This window comes from Peribacillus sp. V2I11 (assembly GCF_030817135.1).
Classification (GTDB): Bacteria; Bacillota; Bacilli; order Bacillales; family DSM-1321; genus Peribacillus; species Peribacillus simplex.
Genome location: NZ_JAUSYW010000001.1, coordinates 287,617 through 305,444 on the forward strand (window position 1 = coordinate 287,617; position 17,828 = coordinate 305,444).

Sequence of the window (17,828 nt, forward strand, 5' to 3'; positions counted from 1 at the left end):
AAGTCCATCGCCATAAAAACAGAGGAAAATTAAGATATAATCAAAATAAAAAGTAGGCGGAAATTGCCGCTCGGCAATTTCCGCCTACTTTTCTTCCCGATATTTCTTCAACTTGTCCCGCAATGTCCTCTCCCCGATGCCAATAGTTTGGGCTGTTCTCCTTTGATGACCGTTAAAAGCGGCAAGGTTATGAAGAATCACTCTTTTTTCGATTTCTTCAAGCGGTTCGCCGACATAGACGGGGATTAAGGTGTTGCCGAAAAATGCGCGCGAGCTTTTTTGGATATCGGAAGGTAAATCGGCTTTCTGTATATAAGACTCATTCGTAAGCGCAATTGCTCTTTCAATCACGTTCTGCAGTTCACGAATATTTCCTGGGAAGTCATATTGCTGTAAAAGCTGTAGCGCTTCATGGGAAATTCCTTCTACAGGTTTTCCCATTCGATCACCGATTTTTGCAATGAAAAATTCCAACAACAAAGGAATGTCCTCTTTTCGTTCACGTAAAGACGGAAGTTGAATCGGAATCACATTTAATCTGTAATATAAATCTTCACGAAATCGATTATCTTTTACTTCTTTAACCAAGTCTCTGTTTGTCGCAGCAATGATACGGACATCGATGCTGACCTCTTCTATCCCTCCAACGGGCATTACCTTTCTCTCTTGTAGAACGCGCAAAATTTTCCCCTGCAGCGCCAAATCCATCTCACCGATTTCGTCAAGAAAGATTGTTCCTCCTTCCGCTAACACAAAAAGCCCATATTTCCGCTGTATCGCCCCTGTAAATGCGCCCTTTTCGTATCCAAATAATTCTGATTCCAACAGGTGAGTCGGTATGGCGGCACAGTTAATAGCCTGAAACTTTTTGTTTCTGCGTTTGCTTTGATTATGGATTGTTCTGGCGACGACTTCTTTACCGGTTCCGCTTTCCCCTTCTATGAGAATGTTAGAATCGATATCCTTCACTTTATCGATTAGGGAGTATATATTGCGCATTGCAAAACTTTCACCGATAAGGCCGTTCACACCTGCCACCTTATCCAATTCTTCACTAAGCCATTTCACTTTGGACTGAAGGGTATATACTTCTTCTGCTTTTTGCATCAGCACTTCCAATTCATCAATATGAAGCGGCTTTGTCGCATATGAAAACGCTCCCTTACGCATTGCTTCTACGGAAGATGGGATGGTACCGTAGGCCGTCATCATAATCACAACTGTCGAGGGGGAGAGGTGCTTGATTTCTTCTAACACTTCCATCCCATTGTATCCCCCGATTTTTAAATCCAGCAAAACGATGGCGATTTCTGCTCTTTCGAGAAGAGGGAGAGCTTCGCGTGGGTCTGTAAACGAATAAACGTGATACTGGTCCTCCAATGCAAACGTAAGTGACTGACAAATGGTTGGCTCATCATCAATAATCATGATATCGTGCATCGTCTTCACCCTTTCTGTTTTAATGCTTTAAACAAATGGTCACTACTGTTCCCTTTCCTTCTTCACTTTTTGTCTCAATGGTACCATCGTTTTCTTTGACAAGCTGATACGAAATGGAAAGACCAAGCCCGACCCCGTTTGGTTTCCTGGTGTAAAAAGGTTCAAAGATCTTATCAATGTCTTCTTCCGAAATGCCGATGCCTTCATCCTCGATTTCGACAACAGTGAACATGTCCCGATAATATGCCCGGAAAATAAGGGTTCCCCCTATATTGGACGCCTGAATGGCATTAAGAATGACGTTCACCAGTACTTGTTTGATCTGTTGTGTATCTGCAGTCGTCTGAATGTCTCCAGCGAACTCATGAACAATACGCAGGTTTTTTTCTTTGATTTTAGGCTTAAGCAATAACTCAATCCCTTGCATGGTCTCATTCAGCGAAAAAGTGGCAGGCTCTGATTTTTTAGGGCGAGCATAATCGAGCAAATCGTTAATCAATGTATTAAGTCGGGTAATTTCACTTGTAACCTGTTCGGAAAAGAACGTACGGAAATCTGCGCTTGCAAATTTCTTCGGCAGCAATTGCGTATAGGTAAGGATTGACGTTAACGGATTTCTTATCTCATGAGCGATACCCGCCACAAGTTGTCCCAATGAACGCAATCGGTCATCTTGAGCCACTTTTCTCTCAAGCTGTTTTTGTTCCGTAATATCGAAAAAATTCAACACCGCACCTACACTTTCTCCCCCCATAGTCTGAATTGGATACACGCTGTAAGTAATATGCCTTTTTTTGCTCGCATACTGAGACCACACCGTTTCCTTTTGTAAGAAAACTCTCTTTTTCTCTAGCGCAGCCTTAATCTCCTTTTCTGGGATGAAACAGGCAATGGGCAGATCCTGAAAACGTTTTCTAACAACATTACCGTCCAACTCCAAATATTCCATGGCCCTAACATTAATCATTGATACAAGACCTTGCTGATTAAGTGTAATTAGTGAACTGTATGCACTGTTTAATACTTGCTGCTGGAAGTGGATGTTTTCCTCAAGTAGCAGCATCTTCTCCTCCAAGTCTTTATTCACGTGCTCAATTTGCTCGGTTCGCTTAGCTACTTCTCGCTTAAGGCTGAGATTCCACCATAAGATGAGAGAAATAACAATGAAGGTGAGAAAAAGACCAATTTCCAAATACAACAGCGTTTTGCGTAGTCGTTGAGTATTCGGCAGGATATATTCCCCGAACCACTTTTTCTCTATCTTTTCATACGTTCCATCTTTCTTGATTTGAGAAATTCCCTGATTGAAAAGAGTCAGCAACTCTTTGTTTTTCGGCATCACAGCTACAGCATAATTTGTGGTGTCAAGTGACTCACCGACAATCTTAATGAGTGATTGCTGCTCATTTTTCTGTAGGAAATATTGACCCGTAATCCGATTTCCAATGAAAGCATCCACTTTTCCGTCGATCAACGACTGAACGGCTTCTTGTTGATTGTTAGTTTCCACCAATTGCAAACGATCGACTTTGCTTAATAGACCGCTGGCAACATCACCTTTTTGTACGGCTACTTTCCGGCCTTTAAGATCTTCGATTTTTCGGATATACATGTTATCTTTCAACACAAAAATCCCTTGTGAACTTGTGAAATACGGAGCAGAAAAATCATAAATCTCTTCACGTTCCTGATTGTACTTCATGCCTTGAATCGCATCCACTCTTCCCGAGCGCATAGCTTGTACTGCCTCATTCCACGGCATAGGATAGTATTCGAACCTAATGCCTGTCTCGATAGAAATGGCGTTCATTATATCCACATTAAAACCGGTATAAACGCCCGAATCGCTCAAGTATTCGAAAGGAGGAAAGTTATTATCCCCTGCAACCCGTATCACTTTTTGGGTTTCCGAATGGACTGCTAAAGGAAAGAAACAGCCAAAAGAGAAAAGGAATACGGTTGTAATGGCACAGATAATATGTAAATTTCGCATCGCCTCACCCCTTTTTTCTATACATACAGTTTTGTATCATAAATGTGTATATATACAATGTACAGAGACTCTATTATGATAACTTTTTAAGGTATATAAGAAAAGCTAAATTGCATGTCATAACGCTTGAACCAAATCACTTCATACGAAGCTTGAATAAATAAAGGAAATCAAAACAGGGCAGAAAGTCGAATTACAATATTGAGTGGCAAATGGATTTTAAATAAAAAAAGGCATGCTCCCTTCATGGGGAATCATGCCTTAATGTATGGAAAATAGATGTTGTAGGTAGGAACTACCCTAGACGTTTCTTTCAACCCTATTCTAACTTAAATTAAATGTTTGACTGTGCATAGTATACTTATCGATTTTTTCCATGCTTGGTTCATAGCCAATTCCGGGCAATTCTGGAACCATGATTATTCCGTTTTCCACTGTAACTTCGGGGTCGATAATATCTTCTGCCCAGTAGAGGGAGGAAGCTGCGGTATCTCCAGGAAGAGTAAAGTTTGGCAGTGAAGTGATTGCAATATTATGCGCTCTTCCAATGCCTGATTCCAGCATACCCCCACACCATAGCGGAATTTCATGTTCAAGACATAAATCATGGATTTTCCTGGATTCAGTCAAACCTCCAACACGGCCAATCTTAATATTAATAATTTTACAGCTGCCTAATTTAATAGCTTTCCTTGCATCCTCTAATGAGTGAATGCTTTCATCCAGGCAAATAGGTGTTTTTAAACTTGACTGTAAATCTGCATGGTCAATGATATCATTATAGGCAAGCGGTTGTTCAATCATCATTAAATTAAAATCATCCAAGGCGGATAGCCGGTCTATATCTTGCAATGTATAAGCAGAATTTGCATCTGCCATGAGCGGGATTTCAGGATATACTTTTCGGACCTTGTCTATTATTTCAACATCCCAGCCCGGTTTAATTTTAAGTTTAAAACGTTTATAGCCTTCACGTAGACATGCTTCAATCATATCTAGAGTCGAATCGATCGAGTCCTTTATTCCGATGCTTACCCCCACTTCAATTTTCTTTTTTGTTCCACCTAACACACTCGAGAGAGAAGCATTTTGCTTTTTCGCATACAAGTCCCATACAGCACCCTCTAAAGCGGCTTTTGCCATATAATTGCCGCGAATATGGGTGAAATATTTTTCAGAGAGTTCATCCGGATGATTGATTTCATTTTTAAGAATAATTGGAATTAGATAATCCTCGAGTATATGCCAGTTTGTTTTTAAGGTCTCTTCATTATACAGAGGGTCGAGCATCGCAACCGATTCAGCCCAACCGGAAATGCCATCATCGCTTTTGGCTTCTACAAGGATAAAATCCCTATCGTATTCCGTCCCAAAGCTAGTTGTAAAAGGTTCAAGCAAGTCTAGCTTAAGATGCCTTAGAATAACTTGTTTAATTTTCACTTGGAAATTCTCCTTTTGTGATAAAACTGTTAAAAGACACAGTCTTACCATTTTTTTATAAAATAGGCTGACAGCAGCCTGAAATTACTAAACATTATATTAATCCTTACTAGTTCATTTCCTTGTTAGCATATAAAATTGAACGGGAATATCTATCATGGAAATCTTTATAAAATCTGTTACCTGCCATCCTTGCTGAAATAAATCGGTAAAAATGTCCCTGGTTTTCATTCGCCATTCATTGGCCGCTTGAATATTTGTGACTCTTATTGTTCGGAAGTCCTTTGGAATGGCCACAAAAGCTGTATCACATTCTTGTTCCGGCAGCGGAAGAGTGAAAGTAGGAACAGGCACTCCCTTTTCAATGGTATCCCATTGAATAAGCGAGTTTTCTATCACAAAGTCCAGCGATATTCCACGTCCACTAGAATCCCTTGTATCTTTTTTACCAATATGCCATTCGACAAGAAAGCGGTCAGAAGGAATTCCGCTGTTTAAAAGATCTTCCATTTCACCATAGCAGTTTGCGATATATGTGGAACATCCTCCACCAAGCTTGGCTATATTTAAGTACCCATTAACACTTTCTAATGGATCGTATGTCCAAGTAATAAGGGAATAGCCGAGATTTATCGCTTCCTCACGTTGTGCTAACTTTAACTTTTCCCCTATACCTTTATTGCGAAATTGCTCATCTATTCCTAGTATATGTGAACAAAGGTAGGCTGATTGCCCATTGAATCCCGGAAAGCTGTATTGAAATCCAATCAGCTTCCCTTCGCAATAAGCTCCTATAACCAAACCACCGTTTTTCACGGCTGTTAAGGTTTGGTGTGAGGGGATCGAGTCGCTTTCTCCCCAAATGCTGGACTCTAGCTTTCTTACGTCCTCTAACTCTTCAATTCTATGAAGAGAACGAATTACAATTTCCTGTGTTTTAATCATGGTCAACCTCCAAGGAAAAGCACAAGCGCCTTGATCACCCTAACATATGATGGACAAGTTAGTTCCTCAGCTGACGGCTTGCCGTGGCTAGGCACTGGAGCTATGATTTAATTGGTTTTTCTTAAATGAAATACTTTCCTACTTTTTTTACAAAGAGATTATTCCACTTTACTGAAATCAGCCTCTTTCAATGGAATCATTTTTGTTCTCTTTACGATTTTATAACCTAGAAATGCCAGGAAAAATAAAGGAAGCCCGATATAAGAAATTAAAATTCCATACCAGTCAATCTCAGGTCCGAAAAAAGCAGAGTAATTTTGTCCCAGGATAGCCGTAACACATAAAAATGTGGCTAATATCGGACCGAATGGATACCATTTTGATACATAAGGTAAATCTTTCAAATCTCTTCCTTGTGCAATGAACGCCTTCCGGAAACGATAATGTGTAATCGAAATTCCCAACCAGGATATAAAGCCTGATAATCCTGCAGCATTTAATAACCAAGTATAAATAGTGCCTTCACCGAAAAGGGAGGTTAGAAAAGCTGCCATCCCAACGATGGTAGAAAAGTACACAGCGTTCACTGGAATGCCGCCTGAATTCACTTTTTTTAGAAAAGAAGGGGCTTTTCCTTCTTTAGCCAGCACCCAAAGGACCCGAGAAGCTCCGTACATAGCGGAATTTCCCGCAGAAAGAACAGAAGTAAGAATGACCACATTCATAACGGAGGCAGCGATCGCAAGCCCTGCGTTTTGAAAAACTAGAGTGAAGGGACTTACCGCAATATCTTCAATATCCGAGCTTAACAAACGCGGATCATTATAATTGATTAAAAATCCAATCACGATTATCGCCAATACATAAAACAAGAGCAGTCTCCAGAAGATTTGCTTAATGGCCTTTGGTATATTTTTTCTCGGGTTTTCACTCTCACCGGCCGCAATTCCTACCAACTCGGTGCCTTGAAAGGCAAACCCAACCACCATAAAGACGCTTATAACGGATAAAAAGCCTCCTTTAAACGGTGCCTCTCCTTTGGTGATATTTTCAAAACCTACGGCATCGCCTCCCATGATTCCTACGATCATTAATAACCCTACTGCAATAAAAATGATAATCGTCAAAACCTTTATGATGGCAAACCAGAATTCTGATTCTCCATATCCTTTTACCGATAAAATATTCAGGCCAAATATGAGTGCAAGAAATAATGCGCTCCAAATGATGCCCGGAACAGAAGGCAGCCAATATTTCATAATCAGGGAGGAAGCTGCTAATTCAAGAGCGACTACGATTGCATTGTTATACCAATAGTTCCATCCGATCGCAAATCCTAATGCCGGGTCGACAAACCTTGATGTATAGGTACTGAAAGAGCCTGTAATAGGAATAAGGGCAGCCATTTCGGCTAAACTTGTCATCAGAAAAAAAACCATGATCCCGGCAATTATATAAGCAGCTACAGCTCCTCCAGGACCCGCAGTATGAATAATGGAACCGCTCGCTAAAAATAGTCCCGTTCCAATGGTTCCGCCGATTGCAATCATGGAAAGATGCCTTGGTTTTAGCTTGCGCTCCAGTTGTTTTTCATCAGTGGCTGCTTGGCCACCAGTTTGTGATGTTTTTGCGGTATTTTCCATAAAACACCCCTTCATTAATTTTTAAAGTGAAGAATTTCATTCTCCTGCCGCCATCATTACTGTGTTAATTAAAATTTTCGTTCCATAAATAAGTGCTTCTAGATTAAATTTCATATCCGGATGGTGCAGACCAGGCGTTAAATCGCAGCCTAATCCTATCATGGTTGCTGTTATATCAGGATTTTGGGCTGTATAAAAATGAAAATCCTCTCCTCCTTGAGAAACACAGACTGGAACGACATTTTCCGTCCCAAGTATATCTCCTATTGCAATTTCAGCAAGCTTTATGGCTTTTTCATGCAAGCTCGCCGCTGGGACGAATTCCTCCGCAGACCATGAAATGGATGTTTCAGTTTGTTCCATTGTCTGGTCAATAGCTTCCTTTGTTAAGCGGTTCAGTTCATTCATAACATCATTTGACTGAGCTCTGGCATCAATTGCAAAGAAAGCTGTCTCCGGGATAACGTTTGATGCTTTGTTGTTTGTTTCAAATTGAGTCATTTTGATGGAATAAGGAGTTTCGGTTTCCAGATTAATCTGCCGTAATTTTTGGACAAGCAAAGCTGCTGCCTCGATGACATTGATTCCATCTTGCGGACGGGATGCATGGGCCTGAATGCCTTTGATTGTTCCCCTTATTGTTTCGGCAGAGCCATGGACAATGACAGGGGAAGCTTTCATATAAAGAACCTCCGTACTGGGTCTTACATGTACCCCGAATAAATATGTAACATTCTCCAGCGCGCCATCATTGATCATTTGAAGAGCGCCTTCTCCTTTTTCTTCCGCAGGCTGAAATATAAATCGGAGAGTGTGTTCAGGCCGGATTCCGCTGGAGGCAATGGCCAATGCTGTATATAAAACCATTGTGCTATGTGCGTCGTGTCCACATGAATGATTGGCCTTTACAACTCCATCTACTTCCTGGACAAGCGCATCCATATCAGCCCTTAATGCCACAACCTTTTTTGAGATGCCTGGAATCTCAGCAATGATTCCATAATGGCTCTGAAATGTTTTTATGGTTATTCCCGCTTCCCTAAGACATTTTAAAATATAGCTAGACGTTCTTTCCTCCTGCCAGCTTGGCTCAGCCAAAAAATGCAAGTCATGGTAGGACTTTAACAATGATTCTTGATGCTGATCAATATATTGAATCGGGTTCATAATGATGCACTTCCTCCTTTACATGAATTTAAACTCATTCATTAAACACTTCATAACTTGAATATAGCCTTTCTAATTTTTGCTGATGGGTATATATCCGTTTTGCGTCTTTTTGATGTATACCTGCAATAACCAAGTCCAATAAGCTAATGACGGAAGCGATTGAATTGGTTCCGGTTTCTGCGTTTTCTTCAGTTGTCAGTGCAATATCAGAGATACGGCCAACAGGTGACAGAAGGCGGTCTGTAACTGAAATTAAACAAACTCCTTGTTCTTTCGCACACTCGGCAACTTTTAATGTTTCATTCGCATATCTTGGAAAGGAAAAAACAACCAATGCAGACTTGTTAGTAAGATTACAAAACTTTTCATAAAAGTCACCTGTTGGTGAACATAAACTTACATTTTCCCTTAATGAACTTAGCGTATAGGAGAACCAATAGGCGGCAGCATGGGAAATCCGATGTCCTGCAATTAATATTTGGTCAGCCTGTATCAGGACATCGACCACCTTCCATATATCCTGAACATTCGTATGATCTAATAGATGTCTTAAAATATGAACTTCGTTTTCTATCACTTTTGTAAATGGATCTTGCTTGTCATCAATGCTAAGAATGGAATCACTATTGGATAGATCTGTTTGATTTTGGTGAAGCAGCTGTTTTTGAATTCTATCCTGCATTCTGCTAAACCCTTCAAATCCTAATGAATAGGAAAACCGAATGACCGTCGTTTCACTAACCTCCGCTTCCCGACCAATTTGAAAAGCTGTTTTAAAGGCGGCTTCATCCAAATTTTCAATAAGGTAAGCGGCAACTTTTTTTTGACCTGCCGATAAATGGTCAAATCTTTCTTTCACTAATAATTTAAAAGGAAGATGTTCCAAAATATAACCCCTTTCTGATGAATTAAATACTTCTTTTTAATAAAATGACGAAGGTAATACTTCTTTGTTTTATACACTATCACAATTTAATTAGAAAAAGAAGAAGATTTTTGATTTTTTTGATAATTATTATTTCAAGTTTCAGTAGATAAATATGCCTACTGTTTTTTATATTCCCGCCCTTGATTGAGGAAATCCGCTCCCTTTCCGCCGACTGTCTGCCAAGCCTCATCAAAGCAAGCGTCTGCGGTGTCTTGACTAGCCAGTTATTCGGCAGGAGTGTCGCAAATTTCTTCAATCCATTAAGGATTATAGTAAAAAGACATGAAGGATAAGATCGTCCGAACCTTCAATTGTAGACAAATTCGAAGAAAAGCCATTTGCCTACAGTTTTTTCTTTAATAAACGTTCCCTTTGATTTCTAAAATCCGCTCCCTTTCCGCCGACTGCCTGCCAAGCCTCCTCGACGCAAGCGTCTGTGGGGTCTAGGCTAGCCAGTTTTTCGGCAGGAGTGTCGCAAATTTCTTCAATCCATTAAGGATTATAGTAAGAAAACATGAAGGATAATCTAGCCTTAAACTTGTTCGGAATAGACCAGCCTGCAGTTTTTATAAAAAACGTTCCAGTTGATTGGAACGGAAGGTGCGAGACTCCTGCGGGAAAAGCGTGTCTAGGGAGACCCCGCAGGCGGAAGCCGAGGAGGCTTCCGAGACCGCCCGCGGAAAGCGAGTACCTGGAGTGGAAATCAAGTCCACCACCAAATAACATTTCTTGGTTCAAGTCTCTAATTACTTTATTTGTAAAATCAACAACTTCATTGAAATCAAGATATATGTTAGAATATTCTGTAGTTTCAACTTATTCAAGGAGGGCATTTTAATGGGGGAATCATTTAAAGGACACGAGCTTTTACAAGTTATAACGGAGGGGAAACAGCCTCCGAATTGTGATCTTACGTTACAGATTGAAGCGAATTATGCCCAGGATGGAATTGCAAGGGGAGTATGGAAAGTAGATGAAACATTCATCAACGGAAATGGTGTTGCTATGGGTGGATTTGTCACTTCTGCAGCAGATATTATAATGGCTTATGCGATATCATCTAAATTAAGTATCGGACAATCCTTCGCATCCATTGATTTACATACTACCTTTCATCGACCAGTAAGATTAGGAGACGTACAGGTTGAAGCAAAAGTAGACCGAATCGGAAAAAAAACAGCTTATGTACTCGCAGATTTATTTCAAAATGATAAAAAAGTGGCAAGCGTTGTGTCATCAGTTATGGTCCTTTAAAACGGATAAAAAAGCATGTTGCACAAAAAAGCCCTTCGTAACATGCTTTTTTCGTTTAGATATTTCGATAATATCTCTTCACCAGTTGCAATTAGATAAACTTATTTCTAGGAATTAATGAACTCTGAAGAACGGCTCACAAAATTCACCGCTTCGCCCAATCACTTCATTATAATCTCCATTATATATTTTCTTTGGTAAGACCCATCATCAAACTAACCATCGCAGCACAGGGCTTTTGAGATCCAGAGTGAAAAAACCATAATCAATGACGACCATTTCATCATTCTCGTTATATCCGACATTATCTAATCGCAAATCTATTGGTATAATACCGTACCTCAGGAGTTTTAATTCCAACTTGATCAGTTTCGAATATTCCTTGATTGCAAATGGCACTTTCGTGTCCACCTTCTTCATGATAATCCAGCCCGTCCCATACTCCTTAACCGGACAAAAATACTTTTTGGCTTTTTCATTACAGTTATTATATATATAGGCTTCATTTGCATTGCTGATTAATCCTACTTCTGAAAATGCAACTTTTAATATATAGCCATTATTTAAATCATAGACGACTCGGTTAAATCCATGCCCAATGATTTTATACTTGAACTTTAGCGTTTTTCTCCCAGTAGACATTTTTTGTCCAGCGGTTTTATAAAATTGGAATGTCCCCATTTGAGATATCCAGGACTCAATGGCTTTTATCTCTTGCCGGGACAGCATTGTACTTTTATTCGGCTGATGTATCCTTTCCATACCATTGTTAATAGGCCACAACATTCCCTAAACGTCTCCTTTTTTAAAAAATTTGTTACTAGAGAGATGGTTTCCAGGGAGCTGTAAAAATAAATACTTAGAATCATTAATAAGTAAAGATTGTGGTTATAACAGACAACAAATACACATTCATCCTCCATAAAAAATCCATATTACTTTAACGACTGCCCAGTTTCATAATATTCTCTCTTCGTAACATGATATGATTTTTATGAAAAAATGGAGTGTACAATTAATGAGAAATTCACACACATTCCAAAAGAAGTGGAGACTGGAATGCCCTGGTATCCCCCAATGTTTACAGATATTCCTATCATTTGATTCACCTTCCTATATTCCAAAGATAGAGCAGCCGAATTGTAAAAGACAATAAAGTTATTTAATTTTAAAAGCTCAAACAATCATAACCCCGTTTAGGACGGGGATTAAAAATTTACATGTGCCAAGTTACTTCCTGTTTTTTCGGCTTATTCTTTCGTTCTTTTAATTTTTAAAACGGGATAAGTTAGTCGACATTATCGGTTGTTTTATTTTTTTCATTTTAATTGGGAACGCCTTAATGTGTACCATTGCATAAACAAGATGGATCTTCAGGTACTCTTCTTTCCTTCATTTGCAAAAAATGGTATATTACACTTTGACATCAATGGTTTAAGTCAAGGAGTGATGAAGTATCCGTAAAAGATGGAACATTTCAACAATTGTTGGATTATTGCTTATTTGTTTAAGTGTAATTGCCTTCAATTATTTCGAGAGCGATAAAACGGAAAAAGGGAAAAATGCGGAAGCCAAGGAATCCAAAATTCCTGAGGTGCAGGAATATGGCGGGACCCATCTTAAAAAAGTCGGCGATAAGGTTCGCCAAAAAAATTGGGGAACCTTCACATTACTAGAAACGAAGTCTATTAATGAGTCATTTGAATTGGCACCCATGGTCATCACAATCAAGGATATCCGCAGGATTCAATTATCTTCACTCACAGATGAAGTAAAGGAGGAGCTCAAGTCCTATACGGGATTGAGTTTTGATGAGGCCTATTCGATATACTATAAAGAGAATTTATCCATGGAGGAAATCGATCAACAGGCTGCGTTGTCTAAAACGGATATTGATGAAGAGGTTTCTTATCTAGAGGTAACTTATTCTGTTGAAAATATAGATTCGAAGGAACTTCAGTTCTTTAGTATGGAAAATGTTACTTTCAATGATGATCTTACATATGATGTGCCTTCTAAAAATTTCATCCATTCCGGAGATACTTTTATCGGGACAAAAAAAGTAAGTCGATCAGATTACCAACCAGGAGAAACAAGAAAAGGCACAATTGGCTTATTGGTTGATCCAGAGGAAAACTTCGGACGGCTCGATTCCTTTTCATTCACTACCGATGATATAGCGGATGGTGAGTCTCATGAATTATTGGTGGATGGGACTTCATTTGAAATTCCCCTAAAAGGGAAGTAGTTTTAGAGAATATAAAGATATGATAAAAAACCCTAAATAAGGGGAATCTCGAAAAAAGGTTTCACTTATTTAGGGTTTCAAATGAGCTCCCTAACGAAATTGATATGCTTATCTCTCCCCGACAGTAGGGCTCTGCGTTCCTTCCTCCATTAATATTCTACGCAATATTTTCCCTACAGCTGATTTTGGCAGTTGTTCCCTGAACTCAAAACTTCGCGGCACTTTATATCTGGCCAGTCGTTGCACGCAAAACTCCCTGATTTCCTGCTCCGAGACTGACTTTCCTTTCTTTAAAACTATGGCCGCTTTTACCGTTTCCCCACGGTATGAATCCGGCACTCCATATACACATGTCTCTTTTACGGCTGGATGCTGATAAATAATATCTTCGACTTCAATTGGATAAACATTATAACCGCTTGCAATAATCATATCTTTCTTCCTGCCTACGATATAAAAATAGCCGTTTTCATCCATCGTCGCGATATCCCCAGTGTAAAGCCATCCATCCCGCAAAGCAGTTGCCGTTTCCTCTGGATTTTTCCAATATCCCTTCATTACTTGCGGACCTTTAATGATCAGTTCGCCAATTTCGCCTGTTGGCAATTCATCAATGCCTGTTTTCAGATCGACGATTTTAGCATCGGTATTAGGGTAAGGAATTCCGATACTTCCTGGTTTTTTCTGACCTATGACTGGATTGCGGTGGGTAGTGGGTGAAGTTTCCGACATTCCGAATCCTTCTAATATTGTGACCCGTAATTTTCTTTCGAACTGATGAATGATTTCTATCGGGAGCGGGGCTGAACCACAGCTGCAGTACTTAAAGCAGCTTAAATCGTCCGCCGTTAAATCCGGGTGATTCAGTAAAGCAATATACATGGTCGGGACACCAGGAAAAATGGTTGGCCGATGTTTTCGAATCAAATCTACCACCTTGTTTATTTCAAATTTCTCTAATGTGATATAAGTTGATCCGGCATAAATAGCACTATTCAATCGTCCATTACCAAACACATGGAATAATGGGGTCAATCCAAGCATCCGTTCGCCAGGCCTTTGGAGTTGAAGGGCATTTGCCGTGAAGGCAAAGTCTTGATATACATTCGAGATCAAATTAAAATGCGTGAGCATGACCCCTTTTGATTTCCCTGTTGTCCCCCCTGTATATTGAAGTACAGCCACAGCTTCCTTGGGATCGATAGCCAGAGTAGGGAGTTCCATATATTCCCTTGATAAATCCGTTCCAGTTTCCATTAATTGTTCGGCAGATATGAACGTTAACACTTCAGAGAAACTTGTTAGCACTAATTTTTCCCGTTGTTCCTTACTTCCAATGAACCAATTGGCTTCGGAATCCCGTAATATATAATCCAATTCACTCGACTGATACAGTGGGTTCACTTGAACGACCACACCTCCCAAACGATGAATCGCATAATAGGCAATGATATATTCTAGACAATTTGGCAGCATGATTGCTATACGATCTTCTTTTTGAAATCCACGGTTGTCTAAATTCACAGCAACTCGGTCAGAGGCATTCTTCAATTCCATATATGTCATTTCCCGTTCCCCATCTATAACGGCTTTGCAGGTTGGGTAATGTCGTGCTGAACGTTCCAGGAGTCCATATAATGACAATAATGGAATGTCAATTTCAGCAGGAGTTTCTTTCGGATAAAAACCATGCCAAGTTCTAGTCAATTTTTTTCACACCTCATTCTTTTCTAATAAAAAGGAACATAGGCAAGCCAACTTTGATCATCCTTGCCTCATTTATCACGAATGATTTTAAAAATTCCTGTGCCTTTTGCAATGATGTTGCCTTCAGTATCTTTTATTTCTCCTTCAGTAAAGGCAATTTTATATCCTTTTTGAAGGACTTTTGCTTCCGCAAATAATTCCCCGCTCGATATACTGGCTAAATAATGTACAGTTAAACTTGTCGTCACGACTTTAGATTTGGTAACGGAACGAGTCACCATTCCTAGAATGGTATCCAGCATGGTAGCATGAATGCCACCGTGCAGTGTTCCATTAACATTAAGTAAATGTTCTTCAATGTTTAACTTTATCGTTACATTCCCTTCTTCAAACCGAATGATTTCAAACCCTATATGTGAAAAGAATGCACTACTTTCGAATTGATTCCGAATATCCTCCACTTCAACAGGCAATCTTCCTCCCCCTCACTTTGGCGCGATTCAACTTAGATACGGAAAGGAGCAGAAACGTATGGGGTTTCCACTCCTTTCTCGTTGGAGATTCTCTATATCGTTTCAATCATGATAGCCATTCCTTGTCCGCCGCCAACACAAAGAGTAGCAACTCCATATCTTTCTTTCCTGCGAATCAGTTCATGTATTAGCGTTGTCACGATCCTGGCACCCGTCGATCCGACTGGGTGACCAAGTGCAATGGCGCCCCCGTTTACATTCACCTTGTTTTCATCTAGCGATAAATCCCTGATTACTGCCAATGCCTGTGAAGCGAACGCTTCATTTAATTCGAAAAGCCCAATTTCTTCTACTTTTTTCCCGGTGCGCTCCATAAGTTTTCCAACGGCTGGTACTGGACCAATTCCCATCACTTCAGGAGAAACTCCGGCAGTCGCCCAATCGACAATCTTTGCGATTGGCTGTACTTGTAACCGTTTCGCTTCACCGGCTTTCATTAATACCAATGCAGCAGCCCCGTCATTACGGCCACAAGCATTCCCTGCAGTGACGGTTCCATTTTCCCTGAATGCCGGTTTTAAGCTTGCAAGCTTTTCCATTGTGGTTTCGGGGCGTGGATATTCATCCGTTTCAATGGTAACCGTACTTTTCCTGTCAGAGACCTGGACAGGAACGATCTCATCTTTGAACTTTCCTTCTTCTATCGCTTGCGCCGCTCTGCGTTGACTTTCCACTGAAAAGGCATCTTGTTCTTCCCTGGAAATGTTGTATCGCTGTGCGACATTTTCAGCGGTGATTCCCATCCCTAAACTTTTTCCATAAATTTCTTGTGGTTGCTGTCCAGCTTCAGTATTAGAATCCACTAGCAAAGTCCTGTCTCCCCCAAAACGGGCACTTCTTAAATAAAGCGGTGCGCGGCTCATGCTTTCCGTACCGCCGGCAACAACAATATTTGCTTGACCTGAGCTTATCTGCTGTGCTGCTGAAGTGATGGCCTGCATTCCAGATGCACATAACCGGTTTACCGTAAAAGCCGGTGCAGAATCGGGAATCCCTGAGCGGAGTGCTGCCACTCTCGCTACATTCGAGGATTCGGTCGTTTGCCTAACCTCCCCGAAAATGACTTCATCCACTTGTTCAGCTACAATATTCGCCCGCTTGATTGCTTCTTTAATGGCAATGCTAGCCAAATGACCGGAACTAATCTCTTTAAATGCTCCACCGTACCTTCCGATTGGTGTTCGTACAGCACTCACGATCACGATATCTTCTCCCATTTCGTTCCTCCCCCTTAAGAATCCAGATACATGGGCAAAAGACTACCTGCCCGAATAAAACAGGAAACACTTAACACTCTTCCAAGACATTCCTTGCAATGATTAAACGTTGGATTTCATTCGTTCCTTCATAGATCTTCGTTATGCGGGCATCCCGATAAAAACGTTCAACTGGATATTCAGCCATATATCCCATTCCGCCATGAATTTGAACCGCTTTATCCGCCACCCGATTAAAAACGTCTGAAGCGAACAGTTTTGCCATTGATGCTTCCTTGATCACTTTTTTTCCTTCATCAATCTTTTGTGCCGCCATCATCGTCAATGCTCTTGCGGCTTCCGTTTCGGTTGCCATATCAGCAAGCATCCATTGAATCGCTTGGTTGTCCGCGATTGGTTTACCGAATTGAATGCGCTCTTTTGCATATTTGGCTGACAGTTCAATTAATTTACCGCTTGAACCCACTGCTCTTGCAGCCAATCCTACCCGCCCTTCACCTAAAATTTTAAGGGCAGAGATATATCCCATTCCAACTTCGCCGATAACATTTTCTTCAGGTATGATACAATCCTCAAAAATGACCTGTGAGGTATATGATCCTCTTAACCCCATTTTTTTGTCCTTTTTGCCGACAGTCAAACCAGGAAAATCTCTTTCTACTAAAAAAGCAGTAATCCCTCCCTTTGCCCCTTTATTATCCGTTAAAGCGAAAACTGTATAAACATCGGCTATCGGCCCATTCGTGATGAAATGTTTCGTCCCGTTCATCACCCAGTAATCACCCTTCTTTTCTGCACTTGTTGCCAAATTGGTTGCATCCGATCCCGCTCCGGGTTCAGATAAAGCAAAGGCGCCAATTTTCGTGCCTGCTGCCATATCAGGCAAGTATTTATTTTTCAAATGTTCGGATGCAAGCTTAACCAGACCTGTACTGCCAATCCCGGTGTGAGCGCTAATTAATGAAACAAAACCATTATGGGTCCTTCCTAACTGCTCTAATACGGTAGCCTTTCCCACCGCATTTAAGCCAATTCCACCGTATTGTTCAGGAATGCTTATCCCGAATAAGCCAAGGTCTTTTGCTTTTTCCACCAAATGCTCCGGGATGGCATCTTCTTCTTCAATTTGTATGGCGTAAGGCTCCACTTCCCTTTCAACAAAATTACGGATCATTTCCTTCATTTGCTGCATTTCCTTGGTTAAAGTGATTGTCATGAGTTTATTCCTCCTTTGGTCTGTTCATGAGTAGCCAGTTGACAAGTTTCCTTCATATGGCATATAGGGCTTAATGCTGTGTCTACTAATCATT

General features: G+C 40.5%; 14 protein-coding genes. 2 read left to right on the forward strand and 12 right to left on the reverse strand.

Annotated features, from left to right (window positions below):
* Positions 1–84: 84 nt before the first annotated feature.
* The 7 genes from QFZ73_RS01330 to QFZ73_RS01360 all read right to left on the reverse strand — a co-directional run bounded on the left by QFZ73_RS01330 (position 85) and on the right by QFZ73_RS01360 (position 9,517).
* Entirely contained in the window at positions 85–1,440 is a 1,356-nt protein-coding gene (locus QFZ73_RS01330; protein ID WP_251436752.1) for a sigma-54-dependent transcriptional regulator, read from the reverse strand.
* Positions 1,441–1,459: 19 nt separating this feature from the next.
* On the reverse strand, positions 1,460–3,433 hold the full coding sequence (locus QFZ73_RS01335; RefSeq protein WP_307262087.1) for a transporter substrate-binding domain-containing protein: 1,974 nt from the start codon (positions 3,431–3,433) through the stop codon (positions 1,460–1,462).
* A 324-nt stretch (positions 3,434–3,757) separates the two neighbouring features.
* A complete protein-coding gene (menC, locus tag QFZ73_RS01340) occupies positions 3,758–4,873 on the reverse strand; it encodes an o-succinylbenzoate synthase (protein WP_307262089.1) in 1,116 nt (371 codons plus the stop codon).
* A 114-nt stretch (positions 4,874–4,987) separates the two neighbouring features.
* Complete coding sequence (locus QFZ73_RS01345; RefSeq protein WP_307262091.1) at positions 4,988–5,818, reverse strand: GNAT family N-acetyltransferase; 831 nt, start codon at positions 5,816–5,818, stop codon at positions 4,988–4,990.
* Positions 5,819–5,976: 158 nt separating this feature from the next.
* Entirely contained in the window at positions 5,977–7,461 is a 1,485-nt protein-coding gene (locus QFZ73_RS01350) for an amino acid permease (protein WP_251436764.1), read from the reverse strand.
* Positions 7,462–7,497: 36 nt separating this feature from the next.
* Complete coding sequence (locus QFZ73_RS01355; protein ID WP_307262094.1) at positions 7,498–8,628, reverse strand: amidohydrolase; 1,131 nt, start codon at positions 8,626–8,628, stop codon at positions 7,498–7,500.
* Between the two features lie 34 nt (positions 8,629–8,662).
* The gene (locus tag QFZ73_RS01360; protein ID WP_251436769.1) at positions 8,663–9,517 is read right to left on the reverse strand and encodes a MurR/RpiR family transcriptional regulator; all 855 of its coding nucleotides are present in this window, start codon (positions 9,515–9,517) and stop codon (positions 8,663–8,665) included.
* 879 nt (positions 9,518–10,396) lie between these two features.
* Between QFZ73_RS01360 and QFZ73_RS01365 the strand changes: the two genes are divergently transcribed.
* Positions 10,397–10,813: a PaaI family thioesterase gene (locus tag QFZ73_RS01365; protein ID WP_251436773.1), complete on the forward strand. Its 417-nt coding sequence runs from the start codon at positions 10,397–10,399 to the stop codon at positions 10,811–10,813.
* Between the two features lie 210 nt (positions 10,814–11,023).
* On the opposite strand, the gene QFZ73_RS01370 is transcribed toward QFZ73_RS01365, so the two are convergent.
* Entirely contained in the window at positions 11,024–11,599 is a 576-nt protein-coding gene (locus QFZ73_RS01370; RefSeq protein ID WP_307262099.1) for a hypothetical protein, read from the reverse strand.
* Between the two features lie 709 nt (positions 11,600–12,308).
* On the opposite strand from QFZ73_RS01370, the gene QFZ73_RS01375 reads away from it, so the two are divergent.
* A complete protein-coding gene (locus QFZ73_RS01375) occupies positions 12,309–13,061 on the forward strand; it encodes a hypothetical protein (RefSeq protein WP_307262102.1) in 753 nt (250 codons plus the stop codon).
* Positions 13,062–13,169: 108 nt separating this feature from the next.
* On the opposite strand, the gene QFZ73_RS01380 is transcribed toward QFZ73_RS01375, so the two are convergent.
* The 4 genes from QFZ73_RS01380 to QFZ73_RS01395 all read right to left on the reverse strand — a co-directional run bounded on the left by QFZ73_RS01380 (position 13,170) and on the right by QFZ73_RS01395 (position 17,734).
* Complete coding sequence (locus tag QFZ73_RS01380) at positions 13,170–14,768, reverse strand: long-chain-fatty-acid--CoA ligase (RefSeq protein WP_307262104.1); 1,599 nt, start codon at positions 14,766–14,768, stop codon at positions 13,170–13,172.
* Positions 14,769–14,836: 68 nt separating this feature from the next.
* Positions 14,837–15,241 carry a PaaI family thioesterase gene (locus QFZ73_RS01385; protein ID WP_137018018.1) on the reverse strand — a complete coding sequence of 135 codons (405 nt, stop codon included), beginning with the start codon at positions 15,239–15,241 and terminating at the stop codon, positions 14,837–14,839.
* Between the two features lie 92 nt (positions 15,242–15,333).
* The gene (locus QFZ73_RS01390) at positions 15,334–16,518 is read right to left on the reverse strand and encodes a thiolase family protein (protein ID WP_251436784.1); all 1,185 of its coding nucleotides are present in this window, start codon (positions 16,516–16,518) and stop codon (positions 15,334–15,336) included.
* Between the two features lie 70 nt (positions 16,519–16,588).
* Positions 16,589–17,734, reverse strand: a complete 1,146-nt coding sequence (locus QFZ73_RS01395; RefSeq protein WP_307262109.1) for an acyl-CoA dehydrogenase family protein — start codon at positions 17,732–17,734, stop codon at positions 16,589–16,591.
* Between the last annotated feature and the right edge of the window lie 94 nt (positions 17,735–17,828).